This window comes from Streptomyces sp. NPDC053367 (genome assembly GCF_044545925.1).
Classification (GTDB): Bacteria; Actinomycetota; Actinomycetes; order Streptomycetales; family Streptomycetaceae; genus Streptomyces.
In genome coordinates, this window is the sequence record NZ_JBITYN010000001.1 from 806,942 (window position 1) to 832,083 (window position 25,142).

A 25,142-nucleotide genomic window follows, 5' to 3' on the forward strand; every position below is an offset into this window, starting at 1 on the left:
CCAGAAGCGTTCTTCGTGATCATTCCCGTTGTCGCGTTCTCCCCCGCGCCAACGTGCCATAAGGATACGCCAACACTGGAGTGTTGGGGCAAGATGGTGCAACGGTCGACACAGACCAGCACAGATGTTCCACAAGTGGAGATCACGAAGGGGATTCGCGTGTTCGATCCGAGTTACACGCGGCGTTGCGCCTGCCGGGAGCCTGTCATAGGGGAGGACGGCGTTCCGCAGGTCGGCGCCGACGGCAAGCCGAAGCTGCGCAAAATCGGCGCGGCCTGCCCGAAGCTCGCAGAGAAGGACCACGGCACCTGGTACTTCTACTTCGAGCTCGAAGCAGGCGAGGGCGGGAAGCGTCAGCGCGTCCGCCGCGGCGGCTTCGCCAGAAAGACAGACGCCCAGCGCAAGGCGAAGGAACTCTACGACGCCGCCACCGCCGGCACCGACGTGCTGTCCGACGAGACGTGCGGCGATTTCCTCCTGCGGTGGATCAAGTCGAAGAAGTCCCTCGCCCGCACCACCCGCCACGGATACGAGGAGCACATCCGCAACTACCTGCTCCCTCACCTGGGCCACATCAAGCGGCGCGACCTCAAGGTGCGTCACCTCGACCTCATGTACGACGCGATCGAGAAGGAGAACGCAGAGAGGGTCCTCCACCGGCTACGTGTCGATCAGCTCCAGAAGGACCGCGACGAGGCACACCGTGTCTGGGTGAGAGCGGCGGGGAAGGAGGAGGAGCGGCGCGCTGCACGCCGAGCGTTCCTCGACGCGAACGCGGCGCTCCGCGAGGGCAAGAAGGGGCTGCGGAAGGTCACCTCCGCCGCCACCATGCACCGTATCAACGACACCCTCAGCTCGGCGCTGTCCTGGGGGATCAAGCGCGAGCAGGCGTTCGCCAGGAACTGGGCGCAGCTCGTGGAGCTGCCACCGGTCACCCGGCCGAAGCCGCTCGTCTGGACGCCCGAGCGCGTCGAGCACTGGAAGCGCACCGGCGAGAAGCCCGGCCCCGTCATGGTCTGGACACCGAAGTTGACCGGGGAGTTCCTCGACTTCGTCAAGGACGACTGGCTCTACGAGCTGTGGCACTCGTTCATCTTCCTCGGCCCCCGCCGCGGTGAGATGGCCGCTCTGCCCTGGACGGAGGTCAGCATCGATGCCCTCTGGCTGCGGATCTCCCAGCAGATCGTGGAGGTCGCCTACAAGCTGTACGGCGAGGCGCCGAAGGCCGAAAGCGTCCGCACCGTGTCGCTGAGCCTGGAGTCCGCTGACAATCTGGTGAGCTTCCGTTCGAAGCAGGAACAGAAGCGCAAGGAGTGGGGTGACGCCTACGTCGAAACCGGTCGCGTGTGGACGCACGAGAACGGTGAGGCGCTGCACCCCGACTGGATCTCCCGGCGCTTCGCGCGTCTAGTGGAGCTGTCCGGCCTGCCGCCGGTCCGCCTCCACGACCTGCGTCACCTCGCCGCCACGCTGTCCCTGCTCGCCGGCAATGACATCAAGGTGGTCCAGGAGAAGCTGGGGCACTCCTCGCGCCAGATCACCTCCGACACGTACACCAGCGTGCTGCCCGAGATGATGCGCGCCGAGGCCGAATCGGTCATAGCCGTTGTCCCCCGCGAGGTCCCCTTCGAGGTGGACACCCCACTGGAGATCCCCGGCACGGCCTGGCAGGGCGACCTTGCCGTCTTCTTCGCCCACGGTGCGCGACAGTCAGGGGGCTCCTGGACGGTTGGAGCCCAGACCCAGCCCGACTCTGATGTTCTGGGCATGGTCACCCTCACCGGCCGGGGACAGGACGACGCCGCCAACGCGGCCGTGAAGTGGATGCGCGACCACTGCACCGCGAACGATCTGGAGCTTGTCCGGATCGAGAACTTCAACGACCACTACCGGGAAGACCAGCGCGAGCACTTCTCGCTCCTGCGGTTCACGGTCGCCCGATCAGAAGCGCCGAGCATCGCAGGCTGGGACACGTCGCGCCCCTCGCGTCTCGCCAGCCGCAACGGGCGGAAGAGGTCGCGCTCACGCGCCGCCTGACTTGCGTCCCGAATTTGTCCTGCCGATCATGAAGTCATGATCACCGCAGGGTCGCCAGGACCCTCATACGCTCGCCCCGACCAGCGAAGACGCTGGTCAGAAGGTTTCTGCACCGATGGTGCATGGTGGGGCGGGTGGGACTCGAACCCACGGCCGACGGATTATGAGTCCGCTGCTCTAACCGGCTGAGCTACCGCCCCATAGCGGCGTGTCGCGTACATGTGTGCGCGCCGTCTGCCGCAGCATAGCCGCTCATACGATCTCCTGCTCCGGCATGGTCGGCTTCGCACGGCCTTCGTGACCATGAAGACCGCGCCGGAGCCCCGGCGGTTCCCCCGGACATGAAACCCATGGAAGCCGGACATGAAAAAGGACCCCGGCGGGGTCCTCGTTCACGATGCTCCCCCGACTGGACTCGAACCAGTAACCTGCCGGTTAACAGCCGGCTGCTCTGCCAATTGAGCTACGGAGGACCGAGCTCCCCCGACTGGACTCGAACCAGTAACCTGCCGGTTAACAGCCGGCTGCTCTGCCAATTGAGCTACGGAGGAATGCCTCGTTGCATCGAACGTACCTACCTGGGTATCCGCCAGGGGGCGTTCGCTCGCTGCGACACATACATTAGCGCAAGCAGGGGGGTGCTCCGCCAATCGGTACTCCCTCACGACGGAAGGGTGGCTCGGGTATGCGCTACAAGCTCACGTTCGTCGCCGGACTGGCTCTCGGTTACGTCCTCGGCACACGTGCCGGGCGCGAGCGCTACGAACAGCTGAAGAAGTCCGCACGCCAGGTCGCGCAGAACCCTGCCGTCCGCAACACCGCCGAGTCGGCCGCCCACCAGGGCCGCCACTTCGCGGGCAAGGCGATCCACACGGTCAGCGAGAAGGTCGGCGACCGCGTCCCGGCCTCCGTGGCCGACCGCGTCCGCCACCTGCGCGACCGCAACGGCAGCTTCCCCGAGGAAGACGACTGGGGCACCACCAACACCTAGGGCCTTTCGTTTGGATCAGGTCGGCCGAAAGGGACTGCGCTTCTCGGCGGGGTCGAGCGGGGTCTGGTGCGTGCAGCTGCAAGGCGGAGGAGGGCGTCGACGCGGAGCGTCGGCAACCGACGACAACGCCGCAGATGTGCGTGCCAGACCCCGCGACGCCGACATGATCCAAACGACAGGCCCTAGTCGGCCCACGAGGAGCCACCGGGGAGCCACCGTGCGGTGGCTCCCCGGATGCGTGCGGGCGCACCCGGCCCGTACCCGGGGCGACCGCAGGCATCACCACGGGGTCGGGGTGCGGCAAAATCTCCCTCATGGGGATAGTCGCCGGGCTGGACAGCTCACCCGATTTCACGCGCATCGTCGTCTGCGACACGGACACGGGGGCCGTACTGCGGCAGGGGTACGCACCCCACCCCGCGGAGGGCTCCGACGTGGACCCGCAGACCTGGCTCCTCTCCCTCGGTGAGGCGGCCGGCGGCGGACTCCTGGAGGGCGTCCAGGCGATCGGGGTGTCGGCGCAGGCCAACGCCGTCGTCCCGCTGGACGCGCAGGGGGCGACGGTGCGCCCGGCGATGGTCGGCGGCGACAAGCGCGCGCAGGTCGCCGCGGCCGACCTCGTCGACGCGCTCGGCGGCCGGGAGGCCTGGGCGCAGGCCGTCGGCTGCGTCCCCACCGCCGCCCACCCGGTCACCAAGCTGCGCTGGCTGCAGAAGACCGAACCCGAGAACGCCCAGCGCACGGCCGTGCTGATGCAGGCCCACGACTGGCTCGTCTGGCAGCTGCTGGGCCGCCCGGTGCGGCGTACGACCGACCGGGGCGGGGCGTCGGGGACCGGCTACTGGTCGGCGACCACCGGCGCCTACCGGCCGGACCTGGTGGAGCTTGCGCTCGGCCGCCAGGCGCTGCTGCCCGAGGTCATCGGACCCGCCGAGGCGGCCGGTACGACGCCGGAGGGCCTGCTGATCTCGGCGGGCACCGGGGAGACCATGGCCGCCGCGTTCGGGCTGGGGGTCGGCTTCGGGGACGCCGTGGTGTCGCTGGGCGCGTCCGGGTCGGTGATGGCCGTGCACCCCGAGCCGCTGCACGACGGCACCGGGACGATCACCTCGCTGGCCGACGCGACCGGCATGCACCTGCCGGTGGTGACCACCCTGAACGCCGTACGGACCCTGCGTGGCACCGCCGAGCTGCTCGGGCTGCCCGATCTGGAGACCCTGTCCGACCTGGCGATGAAGTCGACGCCGGGCGCGCACGGGCTCGTGCTGCTCCCCTATCTGGAGGGCGAGCGCATCCCGAACCTGCCGCACACCGCGGGCACCCTCGCGGGCCTCAGGCGTGAGGCGATGCGGCCGGAGCACCTGGCGCGGGCGGCGTTCGAGGGCATGCTGTGCGGGCTCGCCGACGCGCTCGACGTGCTGCGCGGCCGGGGCGTGGAGGTGCGGCGGATCTTCCTGCTGGGCCCGGCCGCCGAGCTGCCCGCGGTGCAGGCGGCCGCGCCGTCGCTGTTCGGTGCGCGGGTGGTGGTGCCGCAGCCGGCCGACTACGCCGCGATCGGCGCCGCCCGGCAGGCCGCCTGGGCCCTCGGTGCCTCCCAGGGCACCCTCGACCCGCGCACCCCGCCGTCCTGGCAGGGCGCGGCGGCCCAGGTGCTCGACCCGGGCGAGGACCTGGCCGTGGGGCAGGCGGTGCGCCAGCAGTTCGTGTCCGTGCGGGAGCAGACGCACCCGGGGGCGTTCCGTGTCTGAGGGAGACCGGCCGTAGCACACGCCTGACGGGTTAATCAGTTGAGGTAACGCGGGTGGAGTGCTCGACGATAGGGGCCAAGGGCAACCGACCGCCCCTCGCCGACCGTCCTTTCGCCCACTTCCGAGAGAAGCGACGTGCTCATACGACTTCTGCGGACCTACCTCAGGCCCTACAGGAAACCCATCGCCGTGCTGGTGCTGCTGCAGTTCCTGCAGACCTGCGCCACCCTCTACCTGCCGACCCTGAACGCGGACATCATCGACAACGGTGTCGTCAACGGGGACTCCGGCTACATCCTCTCCTTCGGTGCCGTGATGATCGCGATCTCGCTCGCGCAGGTCGTGTGCAACGTCGGTGCCGTCTACTACGGTGCCCGCACCGCCTCGGCGCTCGGCCGGGACGTGCGGGCGGCGGTCTTCGACCGGGTGCAGTCGTTCTCCGCGCGCGAGGTGGGCCACTTCGGCGCGCCGTCGCTGATCACCCGGACCACCAACGACGTCCAGCAGGTGCAGATGCTGGCGCTGATGGCGTTCACGCTGCTGGCGTCCGCGCCGATCATGTGTGTCGGCGGCATCGTGATGGCGCTCGGACTCGATGTGCCGCTGTCCGGTGTGCTGGTCGCGGTCGTGCCGGTGCTGGGCATCTGCGTGACGCTGATCGTGCGGGCGCTGCGCCCGCTGTTCCGGTCCATGCAGGAGCGGCTGGACACGGTGAACCGGGTGCTGCGCGAGCAGATCACCGGCAACCGGGTGATCCGCGCCTTCGTCCGCGACGAGTACGAGCAGCAGCGCTTCCGCAAGGCCAACACCGAGCTGACCGACATGGCGATGGGCACCGGCAAGCTGCTGGCGCTGATGTTCCCGATCGTCATGACGGTGGTGAACCTGTCGTCGATCGCGGTGGTGTGGTTCGGCGCGCACCGCATCGACAGCGGCGGGATGGAGATCGGCGATCTGACGGCGTTCCTCGCCTATCTGATGCAGATCGTGATGGCCGTCATGATGGCCACGTTCATGTTCATGATGGTGCCCCGCGCCGAGGTGTGCGCCGAGCGCATCCAGGAGGTCCTGGACACCGACAGCAGTGTGGTGCCGCCGGCGAACCCGGTGCGGGAGCTGCGCCGCCACGGCCATCTGGAGATCCGCGGCGCGGGCTTCCGCTACCCGGGCGCCGAGGAGCCGGTCCTGAAGAACGTCGACCTGGTGGCCCGGCCCGGTGAGGTCACCGCCGTGATCGGCTCGACCGGCAGCGGCAAGTCGACCCTGCTGGGTCTGGTGCCGCGGCTGTTCGACGCGACCGAGGGCGAGGTGCTGGTCGACGGGGCGGACGTGGCCGGGGTGGATCCGCGGCTGCTCGCCCGGGTCGTGGGCCTGGTGCCGCAGAAGCCGTACCTGTTCGCGGGCACCGTGGCGACGAACCTGCGCTACGGCAACCCGGACGCCACCGACGAGAAGCTGTGGCACGCGCTGGAGGTGGCGCAGGCCAAGGAGTTCGTCTCCGGTCTGGAGGGCGGGCTCGACGCGCCGATCGCGCAGGGCGGCACCAACGTCTCCGGCGGTCAGCGCCAGCGCCTCGCCATCGCGCGGACGCTGGTGCAGCGCCCGGAGATCTATCTGTTCGACGACTCCTTCTCGGCGCTCGACTACGCCACCGACGCCGCGCTGCGGGCCGCGCTCGCCGAGGAGACGGCGGAGGCGACCGTGGTGATCGTCGCCCAGCGGGTGGCGACCATCAGGGACGCCGACCGGATCATCGTCCTCGACGGGGGCCGGGTCGTCGGCACGGGCCGGCACCACGAGCTGATGGCGGACAACGAGACCTACCGGGAGATCGTGCTCTCCCAGCTGACGGAAGCGGAGGCTGCCTGATGGCGGGGCCGATGGGGCGGATGATGGCCGGGGGCGGCCCCGATCAGCGCTCGATGGACTTCAAGGGCTCGGGCAAACGGCTCGTCGCCCAGTTCAGACCCGAACGGGTGACGATCTACGCGCTGCTGCTGTGCGTGGTCGTCAGCGTCGGTCTGTCGGTGGCCGGCCCGAAGATCCTCGGCCGGGCCACCGACCTGGTGTTCGGCGGCATCGTCGGCCGGCAGATGGAGCCGGGCCCGACCAAGGAGCAGGTGCTCGACTCGATGCGCGAGCGCGGCGACGGCGACATCGCCGACATGCTGCGCGGCACCGACTTCACCCCCGGTGAGGGCATCGACTTCACCGCCGTGGGGCATGTGCTGCTGATCGCGCTCGGTGTGTTCCTGGTGGCGGGCCTGCTGATGGCGGTGGCGACCCGGCTGGTGAACCGGGCGGTCAACCGCACCATGTTCCGGATGCGCGAGGACGTGCAGACGAAGCTGTCGCGGCTGCCGCTGTCGTACTTCGACAAGCGGCAGCGCGGTGAGGTGCTCAGCCGCGCGACCAACGACATCGACAACATCGGGCAGACCCTGAACCAGTCGATGGGCCAGCTGATCAACTCGGTGCTGACCATCGTGGGCGTGCTGGCGATGATGTTCTGGGTGTCCTGGCTGCTGGCGCTGGTCGCGCTGGTGACGGTGCCGCTGTCGTTCGTGGTGGCGACCCGGGTGGGCAAGCGGTCGCAGCCGCACTTCGTGCAGCAGTGGCGCACCACCGGCAAGCTGAACGCGCACATCGAGGAGATGTACACCGGCCACGCCCTGGTGAAGGTGTTCGGCCGGCAGGACGAGTCGGCGCAGGCGTTCGCCGAGCAGAACGAGGCGTTGTACGAGGCCGGGTTCAAGGCGCAGTTCAACAGCGGGATCATGCAGCCGCTGATGATGTTCATCTCGAACATCAACTACGTCCTGGTCGCGGTCGTCGGCGGTCTGCGGGTCGCGACCGGCTCGCTGTCGATCGGCGACGTGCAGGCGTTCATCCAGTACTCGCGGCAGTTCTCCATGCCGCTGACGCAGGTCGCGTCGATGGCGAACCTGGTGCAGTCGGGCGTCGCCTCGGCCGAGCGGGTCTTCGAACTCCTCGACGCGGACGAGCAGTCGGCGGACCCGGTGCCGGGTGTGCGGCCCGAGGAGCTGCGCGGGCGGGTGGCGCTGGAGCAGGTGTCCTTCCGCTACGACCCCGACAAGCCGCTCATCGAGGACCTGTCGCTCACGGTCGAGCCGGGGCAGACGGTCGCGATCGTCGGCCCGACCGGCGCGGGCAAGACCACGCTGGTGAACCTGCTGATGCGGTTCTACGAGGTGTCCGGCGGCCGGATCACCCTCGACGGGGTGGACATCGCGACGATGTCCCGCGACGAACTGCGCTCGGGGATCGGCATGGTGCTCCAGGACACCTGGCTGTTCGGCGGCACCATCGCCGAGAACATCGCCTACGGTTCCGGCCGTGAGGTCACCCGCGGCGAGATCGAGGAGGCCGCGCGGGCCGCGCACGCCGACCGGTTCATCCGCACCCTGCCCGACGGGTACGACACCGTGATCGACGACGAGGGCACGGGGGTGAGCGCGGGCGAGAAGCAGCTGATCACGATCGCGCGGGCGTTCCTGTCCGACCCGGTGATCCTGGTGCTGGACGAGGCGACGAGTTCGGTGGACACCCGCACCGAAGTGCTGATCCAGAAGGCGATGGCGAAACTCGCGCACGGGCGGACGTCGTTCGTGATCGCGCACCGGCTCTCCACGATCCGGGACGCGGACACCATCCTCGTGATGGAGAACGGCTCGATCGTCGAACAGGGCGCGCACGCCGCGCTGCTGGCGTCCGACGGGGCCTACGCACGGCTGTACAAGGCGCAGTTCGCGCAGGCGGTGGCGGAGGTCGACTGAGCGGACGGGCAGGGGCCGCCGGACAGGCGGCCCCTTTGCTTGTGCGCCCCTCAGTCCAGGTAGCCCCTCAGTCCAGGTAGCCCCTCAGCTGGTCCGCGAAGGCGTGGTCGCGCAGCTTGTTGAGGGTCTTGGACTCGATCTGCCGTATACGCTCCCGGGTCACGCCGAACAGCCGGCCGATCTCCTCCAGGGTGCGCGGGCGGCCGTCGGCGAGGCCGTAGCGCAGCTGGACGACCTTGCGCTCGCGCTCGCCGAGCGTGGACAGCACGGCCTCCAGGTGCTCGCGCAGCAGCAGGAACGCGGCCGACTCCATGGGGCTCGCGGCGTCGCCGTCCTCGATGAGGTCGCCGAGGGCGACGTCGTCCTCCTCGCCGACCGGCGCGTGCAGGGAGACGGGTTCCTGGGCCAGGCGCAGCACTTCGCCGACCCGCTCGGGCGCCAGGTCGAGCTGGGCGGCGACCTCCTCGGCGGTCGGCTCGTAGCCGCGCTCCTGGAGCAGCCGGCGCTGGACGCGTACGACGCGGTTGATCAGCTCGACGACGTGGACGGGCACCCGGATGGTGCGGGCCTGGTCGGCGAGGGCGCGGGACATGGCCTGGCGGATCCACCAGGTGGCGTAGGTGGAGAACTTGTAACCGCGGGCGTAGTCGAACTTCTCGACGGCCCGGATCAGGCCGAGGTTGCCCTCCTGCACCAGGTCGAGCATGGTCAGGCCGCGGCCGACGTACCGCTTGGCGACGGACACCACCAGGCGCAGGTTGGCCTCGATGAGGCGGCGCTTGGCCATCCGGCCCATCACGACGAGCCGGTCCAGGTCGAGGGCCAACTCGGTGTCCAGGTCGGGGGTGTTGAGGAGCTTCTCCTCGGCGAACAGACCGGCCTCGACGCGGCGGGCGAGCTCGACCTCCTCGGCGGCGGTGAGCAGCGGGACGCGGCCGATCTCCCGCAGGTACTGGCGGAACAGGTCGGAGGACGGCCCGCTGGTGTCGGCGCGTACCGGCGCCGGTTCGACGGGCTCGGCCTCCTCCAGGACCTCGGCGGGCGGTTCCGCGGGCTCCGGCGCGGCCTCGGGGTGGAGCACGGGACGGCCCTGCGGCGGCACGGCCACGAGCACTCCGGTCTCGGCGTCGGGCTCCGGCCCGTCGGTGGTGGCATCGGTCTGGAAGAGGGTCTGGGTCTGCACGGGGGCGACCTCCAGGGTGATCGCTGCGGAGTGGTACGGCAGCGCTGCTTCGGGAGCGGAGTCGGCGGCCTCGCCGCTGTCCGTCCCGTGAGCGATGAGCGGAACCGCGGGGGTGAGGGATCCGTGGGGGACGGATCGGCCGCGCTCCGAGGACTCAGGCACCGGCACCAGTGTGGGGTAAGACACATCCCCGCCACGAGGGGCGTGCGGTGACTTTTTGCGTCCGCTCCGTGACCGCGTGATGACCTCCGGGTCATCACGCGGTCGTCACAGAGCCGCGGCGCCGTGCTCCCGCAACGTCTGGTCGTACTGCTGGAGGACCCACAACTCGTTCTGGACGGCGGCCAGTTCGGCCGGGTCGCCGCCGGCGGCCAGCCGGGTCAGCTGCGACTGGACGTCACGCACGCGGCGCTCGACCGCGCGCCGGCGGACCTGGACCAGCACCATGCCCGCGTACACCTCGTCGACCGTGCGCCGCATGATCGCCTCGACGGCCAGCTCCGTCACCATGGCGCGCACCGTGTCGTCCGGGGCCGCGTCCCGCACCCGGACCAGATACTCCTGCGGGTCCTGCACGCCGTACTCGGCGCCGCCGGCGTCGAGGATCGCCTGCCGTACGGCGGCGTAGGGGGCGGCGGTGAACTCGTCGACGCCGTACGCGTCGAACGCCGGGGAGACCAGCTCCGGGCGCTGCAGGGCGAGTTTGAGCAGCTCGCGTTCGGTGGCGTAGACGGGATTGCGCAGGGTGAGGGCCGGGCCGGAGGCGGCCGGGCGGGGGGCCGCGTCGTACGTCTGCCGGGGGCCGCGGGCGGCCGGGGCGGGGCCCTTGCCGCCGCGGTCGCGGGCCCAGCGGGCGAGCTGGGCGACCCGCTTGACGACGAACTGGGTGTCGAGGATGCCGAGCATGCCGGCGAGCTGGACGGCGACCTCGTGCTGGGCGCCGCTGTTCTTGATGCGGGCCACGACCGGCGCGGCCTCGTCGAGGGCGGCGGCCCGCCCGGCCGGGGTGTTCAGGTCGTAGCGGCTCACGATCTGCCGCAGCGCGAACTCGAACAGCGGGGTGCGCGGCTCGACCAGGTCGGCGACCGCGTCGTCCCCCTTGGCCAGGCGCAGTTCGCAGGGGTCCATGCCGTCGGGGGCGATGGCGATGTAGGTCTCGGCGGCGAACTTCTGGTCGTCCTCGAAGGCGCGCAGGGCGGCCTTCTGCCCGGCCGCGTCGCCGTCGAAGGTGAAGATCACCCGCGCGGAGCCGTTGTCCATCAGCAGGCGGCGCAGGATGCGGATGTGCTCGCCGCCGAACGCCGTGCCGCAGGTGGCGATGGCGGTGGTGACGCCCGCGAGATGGCAGGCCATGACGTCGGTGTAGCCCTCGACGACGACGGCGCGGCTGGCCTTGGCGATGTGCTGCTTGGCGAGGTCGATGCCGTAGAGGACCTGCGACTTCTTGTAGATCGCGGTGTCGGGGGTGTTGAGGTACTTCGGGCCGTTGTCCGCCTCGTAGAGCTTGCGGGCGCCGAAGCCGACGACGTCGCCGCCGATGTCGCGGATCGGCCACATCAGCCGCCCCCGGAAGCGGTCGATGGGCCCGCGCCTGCCCTCCTGGCTGAGCCCGGAGAGGATCAGCTCCTTGTCGCTGAAGCCCTTGCCGCGCAGATAGCGGGTGAGGTGGTCCCAGCCCTGCGGGCTGTAGCCGACGCCGAAGTGGAGGGCCGCCGCCTGGTCGAAGCCGCGCTCGGCGAGGAAGATCCGCCCGGTGTCGGCCTCGGGGCTGGTGGCGAGCTGCTCGGCGTACCACTCGGCGGCGATCTTGTGGGCCTCGACCAGGCGGATGCGCTCGCCGCGCTGGTGGGCGGGGTTGTAGCCGCCCTCCTCGTAGCGCAGGGTGATGCCGGCCTGTCCGGCCAGCCGCTCGACCGCCTCGGAGAACGTGAGGTGGTCGATCTTCATCACGAACGTGATGGTGTCGCCGCCCTCCTGGCAGCCGAAGCAGTGGAAGAGTCCCTTGCTCGGGCTGACCTGGAAGGACGGCGACTTCTCGTCGTGGAACGGGCACAGCCCCTTGAGGTTGCCGCCGCCCGCGCCTCGCAGCTGGAGGTACTCGGACACCACGGCGTCGATCGGGACCGCGTCCCGTACCGCCTTCACGTCCTCGTCGTTGATCCGTCCTGCCACGCGTGAATTCTACGGGGGTGGGGTGACAGTCCCGGTGCCCGTGAGGTCACGATGCGAGGCTGTCGAGGGGGACGTGCGGGTCCGCGAGAGCCTCCGTGTTCACCTGGGCCCGGGAACGGATGAGGTTCTGGATCGGCTCTGTGACGTCCCACACGTTCACGTTCATGCCCGCCAGCACCCGCCCCTCCTTCACCCAGAACGCGATGAACTCCCGCTTCCCGGCGTCGCCGCGGATCACCACCTGGTCGTACGAGCCCGGCGGGGCCCACCCGCTGTACTCCATGCCCAGGTCGTACTGGTCGGTGAAGAAGTAGGGCACTCGGTCGTACACCACTTCCTTGCCGAGCATCGCCCGCGCCGCGGCCGGGCCGCCGTTCAGCGCGTTCGCCCAGTGCTCGACCCGGATGCGGCGGTCGAACAGGGCGAGCGGGAAGGACGCCACGTCGCCGGCCGCGTAGATGTCGGGGTCGGAGGTGCGCAGCCGCTCGTCCACGACGACACCCCCGCCGTGCGCCCGGTCGGCGATCTCCAGGCCCGCCGCCTCCGCGAGCGCGGTCCGCGGGGCCGCGCCGATCGCGGCGAGGACGTCGTGCGCCGGGTGCTCCTCGCCGTCGTCGGTGCGGGCGGCGAGGACCATGCCGTCCTGGCCGACGATCTCGGTCAGCCGGACCCCGAAGTGGAAGCGGACGCCGTGCTCGCGGTGCAGCTCGGCGAAGACGTTGCCCAGCTCCGGGCCGAGGACGCCGTGCAGCGGGGTCGCCGACGGCTCGATGACCGTGACCTCCGCGCCGTACCCGCGGGCCGCCGCCGCGACCTCCAGGCCGATCCAGCCGGCCCCGGCGATCACCAGGTGCCCGTTGTCCCGGCCGAGCGCGGTGAGGACGCCCTTGAGGCGCTCGGCGTGCGCGAGCCGGCGCAGATGGTGGACGCCCGCGAGGTCCGTGCCGGGGACGTCCAGGCGGCGCGGCTCGGCGCCGGTCGCGAGCAGCAGCTTGTCGTAGCGGACCAGGGTGCCGTCGTCGCCGAGGCGGACCGTCTTCGCCGCCGGGTCGATCGCGTCGACGGTCTGGCCGAGGTGCAGCTCGACGTCGTTGCGCGCGTACCAGGCCGGTTCGTGCACGAAGACGCTGTCGCGTTCGTCCTTGCCCAGCAGATAGCCCTTGGACAGCGGGGGCCGCTCGTAGGGGTGGTCGCGTTCGTCGCAGATCAGTATCACCCGCCCCGTGAACCCCTCCGCGCGGAGCGTCTCGGCCGCCTTCGCACCGGCGAGACCGCCTCCGACGATGACGAATGTCTGATCCGCGTCGACCACTGGTCGCCTCCTTGTTGACGTGGCACGTGGCGCCACATGCGAGCGTCCCGCACGCAGCGTGATGGGGGAAGAGGGAGTGACCCGATCAGGCCACGCAGGGTTACGTCCGCACGGTCGCCGCGCCCCTCACGAGTGCTCCGTCAGCCGGGCGTGCAGCGAGCGCGCGGAGGCGTCGGTGAGCGAGGCGATCTGGTCGACGATCACGCGCTTGCGGGCCCGGTCGTCGCCTGCCCGGTCGAACAGGGCGCGGAACTGCGGGTCCAGGCCATCGGGGGCCCGGGCGGTGAGGGCCTCGGCGAGTCCGGCGACCACGATCCGCTGATCGGCGCGCAGCCGTGTCTGCTCGTCGCGCTGCATGACGTACCGGTCGGCGACCGCCTTCAGCACCGCGCACTCCATGCGCGTCGCGCGCGGCACGACCAGCTCGGCGCCGTAGCGGGTGAGCCGGCCCGTGCCGTACGCGGCGCGGGTGGCGCCCTCGGCGGCCAGGCAGAACCGGCCGATGAGCTGGCTGGTGGCGTCCTTCAGCCGGGCCTGGGCGAGGGCCGTGCCGTCGTAGCCGTGCGGCCACCACTCCTGGTCCTGGAGCCGGTCGAGGGCCTCGGCGAGTTCGGCCGGGTCGGTGTCCGCGGGCACATAGCGGCCGACGGCCACCGCGAACACGTCCTGCCGCTCGGGCTCGGCGTGCAGCATGTTGGGGTCGATGTGCCCGGCGTGCAGACCGTCCTCGACGTCGTGCACCGAGTACGCCACGTCGTCCGACCAGTCCATGACCTGGGCCTCGAAGCAGGTGCGGGTGCCGGGGGCGTCCTTCCTGACCCAGTCGAAGACGGGCCGGTCGTCCTCGTACACGCCGAACTTCTGCGACCCGGGGTCGGTGGGGTGGGCGCCGCGCGGCCACGGGTACTTGGTGGCGGCGTCCAGGGCGGCCCGGGTGAGGTTGAGGCCGACGGAGCCCTCCGGGGTGAACCGCTTGGGCTCGATGCGGGTGAGCAGCCTCAGCGACTGGGCGTTGCCCTCGAAGCCGCCGCAGTCCGCCGCGAACTCGTTGAGGGCCTGTTCGCCGTTGTGGCCGAACGGCGGGTGGCCGAGGTCGTGGGAGAGGCAGGCGGCCTCGACCAGGTCGGGGTCACAGCCGAGGGCCGCGCCCAGCTCACGGCCGACCTGGGCGCACTCCAGGGAGTGGGTCAGGCGGGTTCTCGGGCTGGCGTCCCAGGCGGTGCCGCGGGTGCCCGGGGTGACGACCTGGGTCTTCCCGGCGAGCCTTCTGAGGGCGGAGGAGTGCAGGATTCTGGCGCGGTCGCGCTGGAAGGCGGTGCGGCCGGGGCGTTTGTCGGGCTCCGGGGCGTAGCGGTCAGTGGCTGTCTCGTCGTAGTCGTGGGTAGTGCCTGCCATGTGTTGACAGTACGGGGCGGCAGTGACAATCGCGCCCACCCGTGCCCTAGGCGGCTTCCCTCAGCGGCCTTTCCAGTGCCTGGTCGTATCGGTGCAGGATCAGGCGGGCCATGGCGGGGTGGGCGCCCAGGGGGGCCGACGCCACGCCCGGGGCGTCGGCCGCGCACTGGCTCGCGAAGCGGCCCGGGGCCGTGAAGCAGGAGGCCACCGCTATGCGGTGGCGGCCCCTCGCCCCGAGGGTGCGGATCGCGGCGTCCACGGTCGGGGCGGCCGCGCAGGCGTAGGCGGGCGCGACGGGGACGCCCAGCCGCTCGGCCAGCAGGTCGGCGATACGGCGGGTGCCCGCGGCCGACTCCGGGTCGCGGGAGCCCGCCGAGGCCAGGACGACGGCTGTCGTACGGCGCTCGGACGCCGTGCGGGGAGCACGCCAGCCGGCCTCCGTCAGGCGCTCGTGGAGGGCCTGGACGAGAAGGGGGTGGGCGCCCAGCGGTTCGGCCTGGTGGGTGCGGATCCCGGCCCCGGCCGCCATGTCGGGGATGTCCTGCTTGATGTGGAAGCCGCGGCTGAACAGCAGCGGGACGAGCACGGCCTCGCCGCTGTCGAGGGAGGCGAGGGTGTCGGGCAGCAGGGGGGCGTTCAGCTCGATGTGGCCGAGGCGGACGGCGAGGCCGGGGCGCAGGGCGCGGACCCGGTCGGCCAGTTCGCGGACGGTCTCCAGGGCGCGGGGGTCGCGGCTGCCGTGCGCCACCAGGACCAGCGCGGGCGGGCCGTCGAGCGGGGCGAGGCCGAGCCGGCCGGCGAGCCCGCTGCTGATCCGGTTCATGAGGTGCGCCGTCATGCAAGGATCCTGGCTGGCCGAGATTGCGCCCCCGTTGCACGGCCGTATCGCGGTTGTTTTCCGGCACTTCACGCGACGGGGGCGTCCCGTGTGAGGTGAACCGGATCGGTCCGTGGCGCGTCCTAACTCGGAGTAGGCGACGGGAGGACGGCCGGATGAAGATCGCTCGACCCCGGCTGCCGCGCACCCGCGGCGGCCGGCGGCGGCTGGTGCAGGCCGTGATGGCGGTGTGCGCGCTGGCGCTGGTGCCGGCGGCGTGGCTGCACGTCGTCACGGACGGGCGGCTGCGGACGACGGCGGACGTGCCGCGCACGGACGTGGCGGTGGTGTTCGGGGCGGGGCTGTGGAACGGGGAGCCGTCGCCGTATCTCGCGCACCGGCTGGACGCGGCGGCCGAGCTGTACCGGGCGGGCCGGGTGAAGGTCGTGCTGGTCACCGGGGACAACAGCCGCGAGGAGTACGACGAGCCGGACGCGATGCGCGCCTACCTGGTGCGCGGCGGGGTGCCCGACGGGCGGATCGTGTCGGACTACGCGGGCTTCGACACCTGGGACTCGTGCGTCCGGGCGAAGAAGATCTTCGGGGTCGACGAGGCCGTGTTGATCAGTCAGGGCTTCCACATCCGGCGGGCCGTCGCCCTGTGCGAGGACGCGGGAATCGCGTCGTACGGCATCGGCGTGGCCGAGCCGCACGACTCCACCTGGTACTACGGCGGCGTCCGGGAGATCCTCGCCTCCGGCAAGGCCGCCCTGGACGCCGTGGTCGAACCCGACCCCCGATTCCTGGGCCCCAGGGAACCCGGCGTGGCCCACGCCCTGACCCAGGCATCGGCGGGATAAGGCGCGCGGGGAACCGCGCGAACAACCCACGACGACCCGCAGACGCACACGGCGAGACGCAAGCAGCCGGGCAAGCGGCTTCTAAGGCGCGCGGGGAACCGCGCGAACAACCCACGACGACCGACGGCCGCGAACGGCGAGACACGAGCAGACGGCCAGGCGGCCCTCAAGGGGCGCGGGGAACTGCGCGAACAACCCACGACGACCCGCAGACGCACACGGCGACACGCGGGCAGACGGTGAGCGCGAGGGACGCCTCCGGCGGCCGCGCGGGAGCGGGGGCGGGGCGCACCTCACGGTGGGGCCGGGCCCACGGGGAGGTCGCCGTGCGCTTCGTTTAACAATCGGCCGTCATGGGGCGTAACACGCCCGACCCACGCTGAACTGCATGAAGAGCACCCTCACGCCCACCCACTGCCCGTACTGCGCCCTGCAGTGCGGGATGAACCTGTCGCCCGCACGCGAGGGGGGCGTAGAGGTCACCGAGCGCACGGACTTCCCGGTGAACCGCGGCGCGCTGTGCGGCAAGGGCCGCACCTCGGCGGAGGTCCTCAGGACCGGGGTCCGGCTGACCTCGCCCCTCGTCCGGCGGGACGGCGCGCTCGTACCGGCCGGCTGGGACGAGGCACTCGACCGGATCGCCGGGGCGTTGCTGCGCACGCGCGCCGAGCACGGGCCGGACGCGGTCGGCGTCTTCGGCGGCGGCGGACTGACCAACGAGAAGGCGTACAGCCTCGGCAAGTTCGCGCGGGTCGCGCTGGGCACCTCGCAGATCGACTACAACGGCCGGTTCTGCATGTCCTCGGCGGCGGCGGGCGGGACCAAGGCGTTCGGCCTCGACCGGGGGCTGCCCTTCCCGCTGGAGGACATCCCGCGCACCGGGTGCGTGATCCTGGTCGGCTCCAACCTCGTCGAGACGATGCCGCCGGCGCTGCGCTACCTCACCGAGCTGAAGGAGAACGGGGGCACGCTGATCGTCGTCGATCCGCGCCGCACCCGTACCGCCGAGCAGGCCGACCTGCATCTGGCCCCGCGCCCGGGCACCGACCTCGCGCTCGCGCTGGGGCTGCTGCATCTGGTCGTGGCGGAGGGCCGTACCGACGAGGAGTACATCCGGCGCCGTACGACCGGCTGGGAGGACGCGCGGTCGGCGGCGATGGCGCACTGGCCGGAGTACGTGGAGCGGATCACCGGCGTCTCGGTGCCCGAACTGCGGGAGACGGTACGGATGTTCTGCGAGCCGGAGGCCGCGATGGTGCTCACCGCGCGCGGGCCGGAGCAGCAGGCCAAGGGCACCGACACCGTCAGCGCGTGGATCAACCTGTGCCTGGCGACCGGCCGGGCCGGGAAGCCGCTCAGCGGCTACGGCTGTCTGACCGGGCAGGGCAACGGGCAGGGCGGCCGCGAGCACGGCCAGAAGGCCGACCAGCTGCCCGGCTACCGCAAGCTGGACGACCCCGAGGCGCGGCGGCACGTGGCCGCGGTGTGGGGCGTGGACCCGGACTCGCTGCCGGGGCCGGGGCGCAGCGCGTACGAGCTGCTGGACGCGCTGGGCACGGACATCAGGTCGCTGCTGCTGATGGGCTCGAACCCGGTCGTGTCGGCGCCGCGTGCCGCGCACATCGAGGAGCGGCTGCGGTCGCTGGACTTCCTGGCCGTGGCGGACGTGGTGCTGTCGGAGACGGCCGAGCTGGCCGACGTGGTGCTGCCGGTGACCCAGTGGGCCGAGGAGACCGGCACGACGACGAACCTGGAGGGCCGGGTGCTGCTGCGGCGGCGGGCCGTCACCCCGCCCGAGGGCGTGCACAGCGATCTGGAGGTGCTGCACGGCCTCGCCGCCCGGCTGGGCGTGGAGAAGGGCTTCCCGACCGACCCGGAGGAGGTGTTCGAGGAGCTGCGCCGCGCGAGCGCGGGCGGGCCTGCGGACTACTCCGGGATCACCTACCGGCGGCTTGCCGAGGAGAACGGCGTGTTCTGGCCGTGCCCGGGGCCGGTGGAGCCGGCCGGGGCGGTCGGCGCGACGGAGGCGGTCGACGACGGTGAGGACGCCGTGCTGGACGCCCTGCCCGAGGACCCGGCGCAGGAGGGGCCCGACGAGGCCGTGCACCCCGGCACGCCCCGGCTCTTCCTCGACCGTTTCGCCACGCCCGACGGGCGGGCCCGGTTCGTGGCGGTGTCCCACCGGGCGATCGCCGAGGAGCCCGACGACGAGTACCCGGTGCTGCTGACCACGGGGCGTGTGGTGTCGCAGTACCAGTCGGGGGCGCAGACCCGGCGGGTGGCGGAGCTGAACGCCGCCGCGCCGGGGCCCTTCGTGGAGCTGCATCCGCGGCTCGCGGCCCGGCTGGGCGCGGCCGAGGGCGACCCGGTGGCGGTGGTGTCGCGGCGCGGCCGGGCGGTGGCGCCGGCCCGGATCACGACGTCCATCCGCCCGGACACCGTGTTCATGCCGTTCCACTGGCCCGGCGAGGGCCGCGCCAACACGCTCACCAACCCGGCCCTCGACCCGACCTCGCGGATGCCGGAGTTCAAGGCGTGCGCGGTGCGCCTGGAGGCGGTGCCGCCGGCCGCGGACTGACCCCGGCTCAGCGCGCGTACCCTGCTGGCCGTATGACCTCAGCTCAGCGCACGGACCTCGCGGGCCGCATGACCTCAGCTCAGCGCCCGGGCCTTGCACGCCGTATGACCTCAGCTCAGCGCGCGGGTCTTGCGCGCCGTATGACCCCGGCTCAGCGCGCGGGCTTTCCGTGCCGCGCCCGCCAGTCCCCGCTCTCGATGAGCCTGCCGCGCGCCCGCAGCCGGGCGGCGACCGGCGGCGCGGCGAGGTACACCCAGGCCCGGACGGCGGCCCCGTCGGTGTCCCGCACGACCTCGCGCTCGACGCGCAGATAGAGGCTGCGGGCCGGGTCGCCCGGGCGGTACTCCTCCAACTGGTCGAGTGAGCCGAGGAGTTCGGCGTACGCCCCGGGTCGCGCGGTGACCAGCTCGCCGCTCACCGCGGCGCCCTGCCGCTCGACGGCGTAGGGGTAGCCGGGGCCGTCGTACAGGGCGGCCCCCGGCAGGCGGGCCGGGTCCTCGGCGAGGGTGCGGCCGCGCAGGAAGAGGTCGTGGTTGACCTCGCCGGGGCGGAGGGTGCCGTAGACGAAGAAGGGGAGGCGGCGGGGGCTGTCGGGCGTCACAGAAACGATTCTCACTCCTCACACTCCTCCACGTGATCGCTATGGCCATGACAGGTCTGCAGCGCTTTGAATCTTGGTCACCTCCCGCCGCCGTCCCCGCACCGAGGAGACCCATGAGCCGGATACGGCCCTACGCCGCCCGCAGCCTGACCACCGCCGCCGCCGTCGCCCTGCTGGCCGGGGTGCTCTCCCCCTCGGCCGGCGCGGCACCCGAGCCCACCCCGCTGGAGAACGCGGCGGCCGCGCTGAGCACCCACCGCGCCGAACTCGGCCTGACCGAGGGCCATTCGGTGAAGGTCCGGGACGTCGTCGTCGACCCGGACGGCACCCAGCACATCCGCTACGACCGCACCTACCGCGAACTCCCGGTGCTGGGCGGCGACTTCGTGCTCCACCTCGCCCCCGACGGCAGCTACCGCAGCGCCTCCCGCGCGACGGCCCGGCGGATCTCCCTCGGCGTGACCCCGGCGCTGCCCGCCACACGGGCGGCCGACCTGGCGGCGCGGGCCCTGCGCGCGGCCCACCTCGGCACGGCCCTGCGGAAGCTGACCTCCAGCCCCGAGCTGGTCGTCGACGCCCTGCACGGCACGCCGCGGCTGGCCTGGCGCACGGAGGCGGCCGCGCTGGACGAGCGCGGCAACCCGGTCGCGCGCACGGTGCTGACGGACGCGACGACGGGCACGCAACTGGCCGCCTGGGACGCCCTGGAGACGGCCACGGGCGACGGTAAGGCGCTGTACGGCGGCACGGTCGCGCTCGACACGACCGCGAGCGGATCCTCGTACAGCCTCAAGGACCCGGTGCGCGGCGGCACGTACACCGGCGACGCGGCGAACCGGACGGACCTGTGCCTGCTGGGCGCGGTGTGCGTGAGCCGCGCCCCCGCCACGGTGTTCACGGACGCCGACAACCACTGGGGCGACGGCACGACGGCCGACCGGGCCTCCGCGGCGGTGGACGCCCAGTACGGCACGGCGACGACCTGGGACTACTACGCCGAGGTCCACGGCAGGAAGGGCATAGCCGGCGACGGCAAGGGCTCCTACAACCGGGTCCACTACGGGAACGCCTACAACAACGCCTTCTGGGACGGCAGTTGCTTCTGCATGACGTACGGCGACGGTGACGGCGAGACGTTCGGCCCGCTGGTCTCCCTGGACGTCGCCGGGCACGAGATGTCCCACGGCGTGACCTCCAAGACGGCCGCCCTGACCTACTCGGGCGAGTCCGGCGGCCTGAACGAGGCGACCTCGGACATCTTCGGGGCCCTGGTGGAGTTCCACGCGGCGAACGCCCAGGACCCCGGCGACTGGCTGATCGGCGAGAAGATCGTCCGCTCCGGCTTCGGCGGCACCGCGCTGCGCTTCATGGACCGCCCCAGCCGCGACGGGAAGTCCGCCGACTGCTGGAGCCCGACGACCGGCTCCCTGGACGTGCACCACTCCTCCGGCGTCGCCAACCACTTCGCCTACCTCCTGGCCGAGGGCAGCGGCACCAGGACCCTGAACGGCGTCACCTACGACTCCCCCACCTGCGACGGCTCCACGGTGACCGGCATCGGCCGCTCGGCCCTGGGCGCGATCTGGTACCGCGCCCTGACCGTCTACATGACGTCGTCGACGAACTACGCGGGCGCGCGGACGGCGACGCTGAACGCGGCGCGGGACCTCTACGGGGCGGGGAGCCGGGAGTACGCGGCGGTGGGCGCGGCGTGGAGCGCCGTGCGGGTCGGCTGACCCGGCGCCCGGGCCGGTCGGCGGGCGGTCACCCGTTGGTGTTCTTGCGCGACACCTCTGCCGCGCGGCCGTGACCTGCTGAAACACGCCCTCCGGGGGGCTCGGTCCGGGCCCGTTCGGCGGTTTTCTGACGCTCCCTCAGAGAGCGGGCGCGGCGCCCTGCCTTTTACCTCGGAAGGACAAGGAAGTGCAGGGGCCACCGAAGAGCTCGTGAAGGAGCGACCGATGCGACGTACCGCCCGGCTGATGACCGGCGCCGCACTCGCCGCAGCCGCCGTCAGCGGACCGCTCACCGCGAGCGTGCACGCCGCCGGCTCCGCCGGCCTGGAGGTGCGCCCGTCGTCCGCGGTCCCCGGCGGCTCCGTCACCGTCGGCACCAGGGCCTGCGGCGCCGACGCCACGGCGGACGGCGACGCCAGCGCGGTCGGGGCCGGGCATTTCACCCTGGCGCCCGGCAGCCGGGACGGCGAGGTGACCGGCCGGTTCGAGGTGCCGCCGAGCGCCCAGCCGGGGACGTACGAGATCGTCGCGGCGTGTGTCCGCGGCGGCCGGGAGGTGCGCGGCGACCTCGTGGTGACACTCACCGCCGTGCAGCCGCGCGGCAGTGTCAAGACGGGGGTCGGCGGCGCTCTGGGCCCCGACCCCGTGCAGACCGCGGCGGGCGTGGCGGCTCTGGCCGTCGCCGCCGCGGGCGGTACCTGGCTCCTGCATCGCCGGGCGAGAGGCGACGGGATCTGACGGGCACCCTCCGCTGTCCGTCCGCCGGTACCGCATGTCCCCTCCCCCTCCGGGTCCGACCGCCCCTCGCGGCCCGGAGGGGGGCACGGGGACCGAAGGGAGGTCCAGGTGCGCAGATACGGCAACACCGTCATGGTGGCCGTCACCGCCACCGCCCTGTGCACGGGAGCCTGGCTGCTGCACAGCGGCACCGCACGGCACGCTCCTCCGCAGCCCTCGGCCGCCGAGGCCGCCGGGTCCGCGCAGGACGGCGGGACCGCGCAGGACAGCGGGGCCCCCGGGTCCGCCCCCGCCCTGCCGCCCTCCCCGCCCGACCGCATCCGCATCCCGGCCATCCGCGTGGACGCGCCCCTGACGGGCCTCGGCCTCACTCCCTCCGGCAGCCTCGACGTGCCGCCGGCCGAGAAGAAGAACCTCGCCGGCTGGTACGAGGCCGGGACCACCCCCGGGGAGACGGGCACGGCGATCGTCGCCGGGCATGTCGACAACGCCGACGGCCCCGCCGTGTTCTACGCCCTCGGCGCGCTGAGGAAGGGCAGCCGCATCGACGTGGAGCGGCGCGACGGCAGCACCGCCCGCTTCACCGTCTACGCCGTCGAGGTGCACCAGGCGCGGGACTTCCCCGACCGCCGGGTCTACGGGGCCGCACCCCGGCCCGAGCTGCGGGTCATCACCTGCGGCGGCGGGTACTCACGCGCGACCGGGTATCAGGGCAACGTGGTCGTCTTCGCCCGGCTGACCGGCAGCGTGCGCTGACGCGCCGCCCAGGAGGTTCGCCTTACCCCACTCCGCGAGCGGCTCCAGCGCCGTGTTGAGGCTCTCGCCGCGCCGGGTCAGCGAGTACTCCACGCGCGGCGGCACCTCGTCGTACTCCTCGCGGTGCACGATGCCGTCCGCCTCCAGCTCGCGCAGCTGTGCCGCGAGCACCTTCTCCGTCACGCCCGGCAGCTCGCGGCGCAGCTCGCCGAAGCGGTGCGGGCGCACATGCAGCGCCCACAGGATCAGCACCTTCCACTTGCCGCCGATCACGTCCATCGCCGCGTCCGTCCCGCAGATGTACGAACCCGGCCGCCGTCCGATCGTCATGCCCCGTCCCCCCGCCCTGCTTTCCGCCTGGATGCTTTCGCAGCGGTAACCACCCACTCGTAAGTGCGTACTTGAGCAAGTGGTCCACCCGCTACGAGGCTAACCGGCATGACTGACAACGCCTCTTCCCCCAGGTCCCGCACGCCCCTCACCGTCCTCGGCGCCGGCGCCATGGGCAGCGCCCTGGTCCGCGCCTGGCTCGCCGCCGGGCATCCCGTCACCGTCTGGAACCGCACTCCCGCCCGCGCCGAGGCGCTCGCCGCCGAGGGCGCGGCCGTCGCCAGGAGCGCGGCCGAGGCGGTGGCCGCGAACCGGCTGGTGATCGTCTGCCTGCTGGACGACGCCTCGGTCGGCTCGGCCCTGGAGACGGCCGACCTCACCGGCCGGGACATCGTCGACCTCACCACCGGCACCCCCGCCGAGGGCCGGACCCGCGCCGCCTGGGCCGAGGCATGCGGCGCCCGCTTCCTGGACGGCGGCATCATGGCCGTACCGCCGATGATCGGCAGCCCGGACAGCGGGGCGTACGTCTTCTACAGCGGCTCCTCCGCCCTGTTCGAGGAACACCGCGACACCCTCGCCGTCCCGGCCGGCACGACGTACGTGGGCACGGACCCGGGCTTCGCCGCCCTGCACGACGTGGCGCTGCTCAGCGCGATGAGCGGCATGTTCGCCGGGGTCTTCCACGCCTTCGCGCTGGTGCGCCACGAGGACATCGCGCCCAAGGACTTCGCCCCGCTGCTGGAGGGCTGGCTGAAGGCGATGGCCGGCCTGGTGCACAACGCGGCCGACCAGCTGGAGAGCGGCGACTTCCACCGCAACGTCGTCTCCAACGCGGCGATGCAGGCCACCGGCAACGGCACCCTGCTGCGCACCGCCGAGGAGCAGGGCGTCAGCGCCGAGCTGCTCACGCCGTACATGGTGCTGATGGACCGGCTGGTCGCGGCGGGCCGCGGCGACGAGGACACCACGGGCATGGTCGACCTGCTCCTGAAGGCCCCGGGCACGAACTGACGGCCGGGCGGGGCACGGCTCCCCCGAGGGCGGCCCCGGCGGGCGAGGCGCGACGCCCGCCGGCCCGGAGGCGCCACGGCCCGGGCGGGGCACCCCCTGAAGCCCCCCTGAGCCCTCTCAAGTCCCCTAAGTCCCGTAAGTCCCGTAAGTCCCCTAAGCCCCCCACTGCTCCCATCCCAGCTTCGCCACCAGCGTGAAGACCACCGTCAGCAGCACGATCCGCACGAACCCGCTGCCCTTCTTCAGGGCGGTGTGCGCGCCCAGCGTGCCGCCCGCGAGGTTGAACACGGCCATGAGGGCGGCGAGCTGCCACAGCACCGTGCCCTGCCAGGCGAACATCGCGAGGGCGCCGGCGTTGGTGCAGCAGTTGACGATCTTCGCGGTGGCGGAGGCGGTCACCAGGTCGAGATGGAGTACGGCGGTCAGCGCCAGGACGAGGAAGGTGCCGGTGCCGGGGCCGATCAGGCCGTCGTAGAAGCCGATGCCGAGGCCGGCCAGGCCGATCGCGGCGAGGATGCGGCGGGGGGTGACCGGACCGGGGGCCGGCGCGGTGCCGAAGGCGGGCCGCAGGATCACGAAGGCGGCGACGCCCAGCAGCACCACCATGATCACCGGCTTGAGCACCTCGGTGCTCATCCCGGCCGCGAAGAACGCGCCCGCCGAGGACCCGGCGAGCGCCGCGAGCCCGATCCGCACGGCCGTGCGCACGTCGACGGGCGCCCTGCGGGCGTAGGTCACCGCGGCGCCCGTGGTGCCGACGATCGCCACCGCCTTGTTGGTGCCCAGCGCGTACGCGGCCGGGGTGGAGGACGGCAGCCCCAGCAGCAGCGCGGGCAGGAGCAGCAGCCCGCCCCCGCCCACCACGGCGTCGATCCAGCCGGCCGCGAGGGCGGCGAGGCAGAGCAGGGCGATCATGGCGAGCGATATGTCGGGCACGGTCAGGACCCTACGGGACGGGATACGTGTGCTGTCCACGCGGTTCGGTGTGTTCTGAGGGTCCCCTGAGGTTCCGGGGGCTTCCCTCACACAAGGGGTGCTCCTTCGCTGAGGGCAGCGTTCCTCCCGGGAAACAGACGT

At 72.2% G+C, this 25,142-nt stretch carries 19 protein-coding genes and 3 tRNA genes; 11 read left to right on the forward strand and 11 right to left on the reverse strand.

All coding sequences use genetic code 11. The annotated features are described in order from the left end of the window. Positions 1-15 precede the first annotated feature (15 nt). Entirely contained in the window at positions 16-2,037 is a 2,022-nt protein-coding gene (locus ACIGXJ_RS03750) for a tyrosine-type recombinase/integrase (protein ID WP_399641205.1), read from the forward strand. A gap of 123 nt (positions 2,038-2,160) precedes the next feature. On the opposite strand, the gene ACIGXJ_RS03755 is transcribed toward ACIGXJ_RS03750, so the two are convergent. From ACIGXJ_RS03755 to ACIGXJ_RS03765, 3 genes are all read right to left on the reverse strand, one after another. After that, positions 2,161-2,237: transfer RNA gene (locus ACIGXJ_RS03755), tRNA-Ile, on the reverse strand. A 200-nt stretch (positions 2,238-2,437) separates the two neighbouring features. After that, positions 2,438-2,510, reverse strand: a tRNA-Asn gene (locus ACIGXJ_RS03760). Positions 2,511-2,515: 5 nt separating this feature from the next. Further along, positions 2,516-2,588: transfer RNA gene (locus ACIGXJ_RS03765), tRNA-Asn, on the reverse strand. 134 nt (positions 2,589-2,722) lie between these two features. Between ACIGXJ_RS03765 and ACIGXJ_RS03770 the strand changes: the two genes are divergently transcribed. The 4 genes from ACIGXJ_RS03770 to ACIGXJ_RS03785 all read left to right on the forward strand — a co-directional run bounded on the left by ACIGXJ_RS03770 (position 2,723) and on the right by ACIGXJ_RS03785 (position 8,573). After that, a complete protein-coding gene (locus tag ACIGXJ_RS03770) occupies positions 2,723-3,028 on the forward strand; it encodes a YtxH domain-containing protein (protein WP_399641208.1) in 306 nt (101 codons plus the stop codon). A 314-nt stretch (positions 3,029-3,342) separates the two neighbouring features. Continuing rightward, entirely contained in the window at positions 3,343-4,776 is a 1,434-nt protein-coding gene (locus tag ACIGXJ_RS03775) for an FGGY-family carbohydrate kinase (protein ID WP_399641211.1), read from the forward strand. Between the two features lie 135 nt (positions 4,777-4,911). Then, entirely contained in the window at positions 4,912-6,645 is a 1,734-nt protein-coding gene (locus tag ACIGXJ_RS03780) for an ABC transporter ATP-binding protein (protein ID WP_399641214.1), read from the forward strand. Continuing rightward, positions 6,645-8,573, forward strand: coding sequence for an ABC transporter ATP-binding protein (locus ACIGXJ_RS03785; RefSeq protein WP_399641216.1), 1,929 nt, complete (start codon positions 6,645-6,647; stop codon positions 8,571-8,573). Before ACIGXJ_RS03780 ends, ACIGXJ_RS03785 begins: the two co-directional genes overlap by 1 nt. 67 nt (positions 8,574-8,640) lie before the next feature. Here ACIGXJ_RS03785 and ACIGXJ_RS03790 read toward each other — a convergent pair whose 3' ends face one another. The 5 genes from ACIGXJ_RS03790 to ACIGXJ_RS03810 form a co-directional block, all read right to left on the reverse strand. Further along, on the reverse strand, positions 8,641-9,918 hold the full coding sequence (locus tag ACIGXJ_RS03790; protein ID WP_399641218.1) for an RNA polymerase sigma factor: 1,278 nt from the start codon (positions 9,916-9,918) through the stop codon (positions 8,641-8,643). 105 nt (positions 9,919-10,023) lie between these two features. After that, the gene (gene dnaG, locus ACIGXJ_RS03795) at positions 10,024-11,928 is read right to left on the reverse strand and encodes a DNA primase (RefSeq protein ID WP_399641221.1); all 1,905 of its coding nucleotides are present in this window, start codon (positions 11,926-11,928) and stop codon (positions 10,024-10,026) included. A 46-nt stretch (positions 11,929-11,974) separates the two neighbouring features. Continuing rightward, positions 11,975-13,240: an NAD(P)/FAD-dependent oxidoreductase gene (locus tag ACIGXJ_RS03800; protein ID WP_399641224.1), complete on the reverse strand. Its 1,266-nt coding sequence runs from the start codon at positions 13,238-13,240 to the stop codon at positions 11,975-11,977. 126 nt (positions 13,241-13,366) lie between these two features. Further along, entirely contained in the window at positions 13,367-14,635 is a 1,269-nt protein-coding gene (locus ACIGXJ_RS03805) for a deoxyguanosinetriphosphate triphosphohydrolase (protein WP_399641227.1), read from the reverse strand. Positions 14,636-14,681: 46 nt separating this feature from the next. After that, complete coding sequence (locus ACIGXJ_RS03810) at positions 14,682-15,473, reverse strand: sirohydrochlorin chelatase (RefSeq protein ID WP_399641229.1); 792 nt, start codon at positions 15,471-15,473, stop codon at positions 14,682-14,684. 155 nt (positions 15,474-15,628) lie between these two features. Here ACIGXJ_RS03810 and ACIGXJ_RS03815 point away from each other — a divergent pair, with 155 nt between their 5' ends. Next, positions 15,629-16,312: a vancomycin high temperature exclusion protein gene (locus ACIGXJ_RS03815; RefSeq protein WP_399641232.1), complete on the forward strand. Its 684-nt coding sequence runs from the start codon at positions 15,629-15,631 to the stop codon at positions 16,310-16,312. A gap of 388 nt (positions 16,313-16,700) precedes the next feature. After that, positions 16,701-18,890: a molybdopterin oxidoreductase family protein gene (locus ACIGXJ_RS03820; RefSeq protein WP_399641234.1), complete on the forward strand. Its 2,190-nt coding sequence runs from the start codon at positions 16,701-16,703 to the stop codon at positions 18,888-18,890. A 151-nt stretch (positions 18,891-19,041) separates the two neighbouring features. Here the strand turns inward: ACIGXJ_RS03820 and ACIGXJ_RS03825 are convergent, their stop codons facing one another. Then, positions 19,042-19,506 carry a gamma-glutamylcyclotransferase family protein gene (locus ACIGXJ_RS03825; protein WP_399641237.1) on the reverse strand — a complete coding sequence of 155 codons (465 nt, stop codon included), beginning with the start codon at positions 19,504-19,506 and terminating at the stop codon, positions 19,042-19,044. A gap of 98 nt (positions 19,507-19,604) precedes the next feature. Between ACIGXJ_RS03825 and ACIGXJ_RS03830 the strand changes: the two genes are divergently transcribed. From ACIGXJ_RS03830 to ACIGXJ_RS03840, 3 genes are all read left to right on the forward strand, one after another. Then, on the forward strand, positions 19,605-21,227 hold the full coding sequence (locus tag ACIGXJ_RS03830; protein ID WP_399641240.1) for a M4 family metallopeptidase: 1,623 nt from the start codon (positions 19,605-19,607) through the stop codon (positions 21,225-21,227). 225 nt (positions 21,228-21,452) lie between these two features. After that, the gene (locus ACIGXJ_RS03835; RefSeq protein WP_399641243.1) at positions 21,453-21,965 is read left to right on the forward strand and encodes a hypothetical protein; all 513 of its coding nucleotides are present in this window, start codon (positions 21,453-21,455) and stop codon (positions 21,963-21,965) included. A 108-nt stretch (positions 21,966-22,073) separates the two neighbouring features. After that, entirely contained in the window at positions 22,074-22,721 is a 648-nt protein-coding gene (locus tag ACIGXJ_RS03840; RefSeq protein ID WP_399641246.1) for a class F sortase, read from the forward strand. On the opposite strand, the gene ACIGXJ_RS03845 is transcribed toward ACIGXJ_RS03840, so the two are convergent. After that, positions 22,656-23,051, reverse strand: coding sequence for a winged helix-turn-helix transcriptional regulator (locus tag ACIGXJ_RS03845; RefSeq protein WP_399641248.1), 396 nt, complete (start codon positions 23,049-23,051; stop codon positions 22,656-22,658). The two genes, ACIGXJ_RS03840 and ACIGXJ_RS03845, sit on opposite strands and share 66 nt — an antisense overlap. A gap of 108 nt (positions 23,052-23,159) precedes the next feature. On the opposite strand from ACIGXJ_RS03845, the gene ACIGXJ_RS03850 reads away from it, so the two are divergent. Next, positions 23,160-24,065: an NAD(P)-dependent oxidoreductase gene (locus ACIGXJ_RS03850; RefSeq protein WP_399641250.1), complete on the forward strand. Its 906-nt coding sequence runs from the start codon at positions 23,160-23,162 to the stop codon at positions 24,063-24,065. A gap of 153 nt (positions 24,066-24,218) precedes the next feature. On the opposite strand, the gene ACIGXJ_RS03855 is transcribed toward ACIGXJ_RS03850, so the two are convergent. Then, complete coding sequence (locus ACIGXJ_RS03855) at positions 24,219-25,001, reverse strand: sulfite exporter TauE/SafE family protein (protein ID WP_399641253.1); 783 nt, start codon at positions 24,999-25,001, stop codon at positions 24,219-24,221. Positions 25,002-25,142 lie beyond the last annotated feature (141 nt).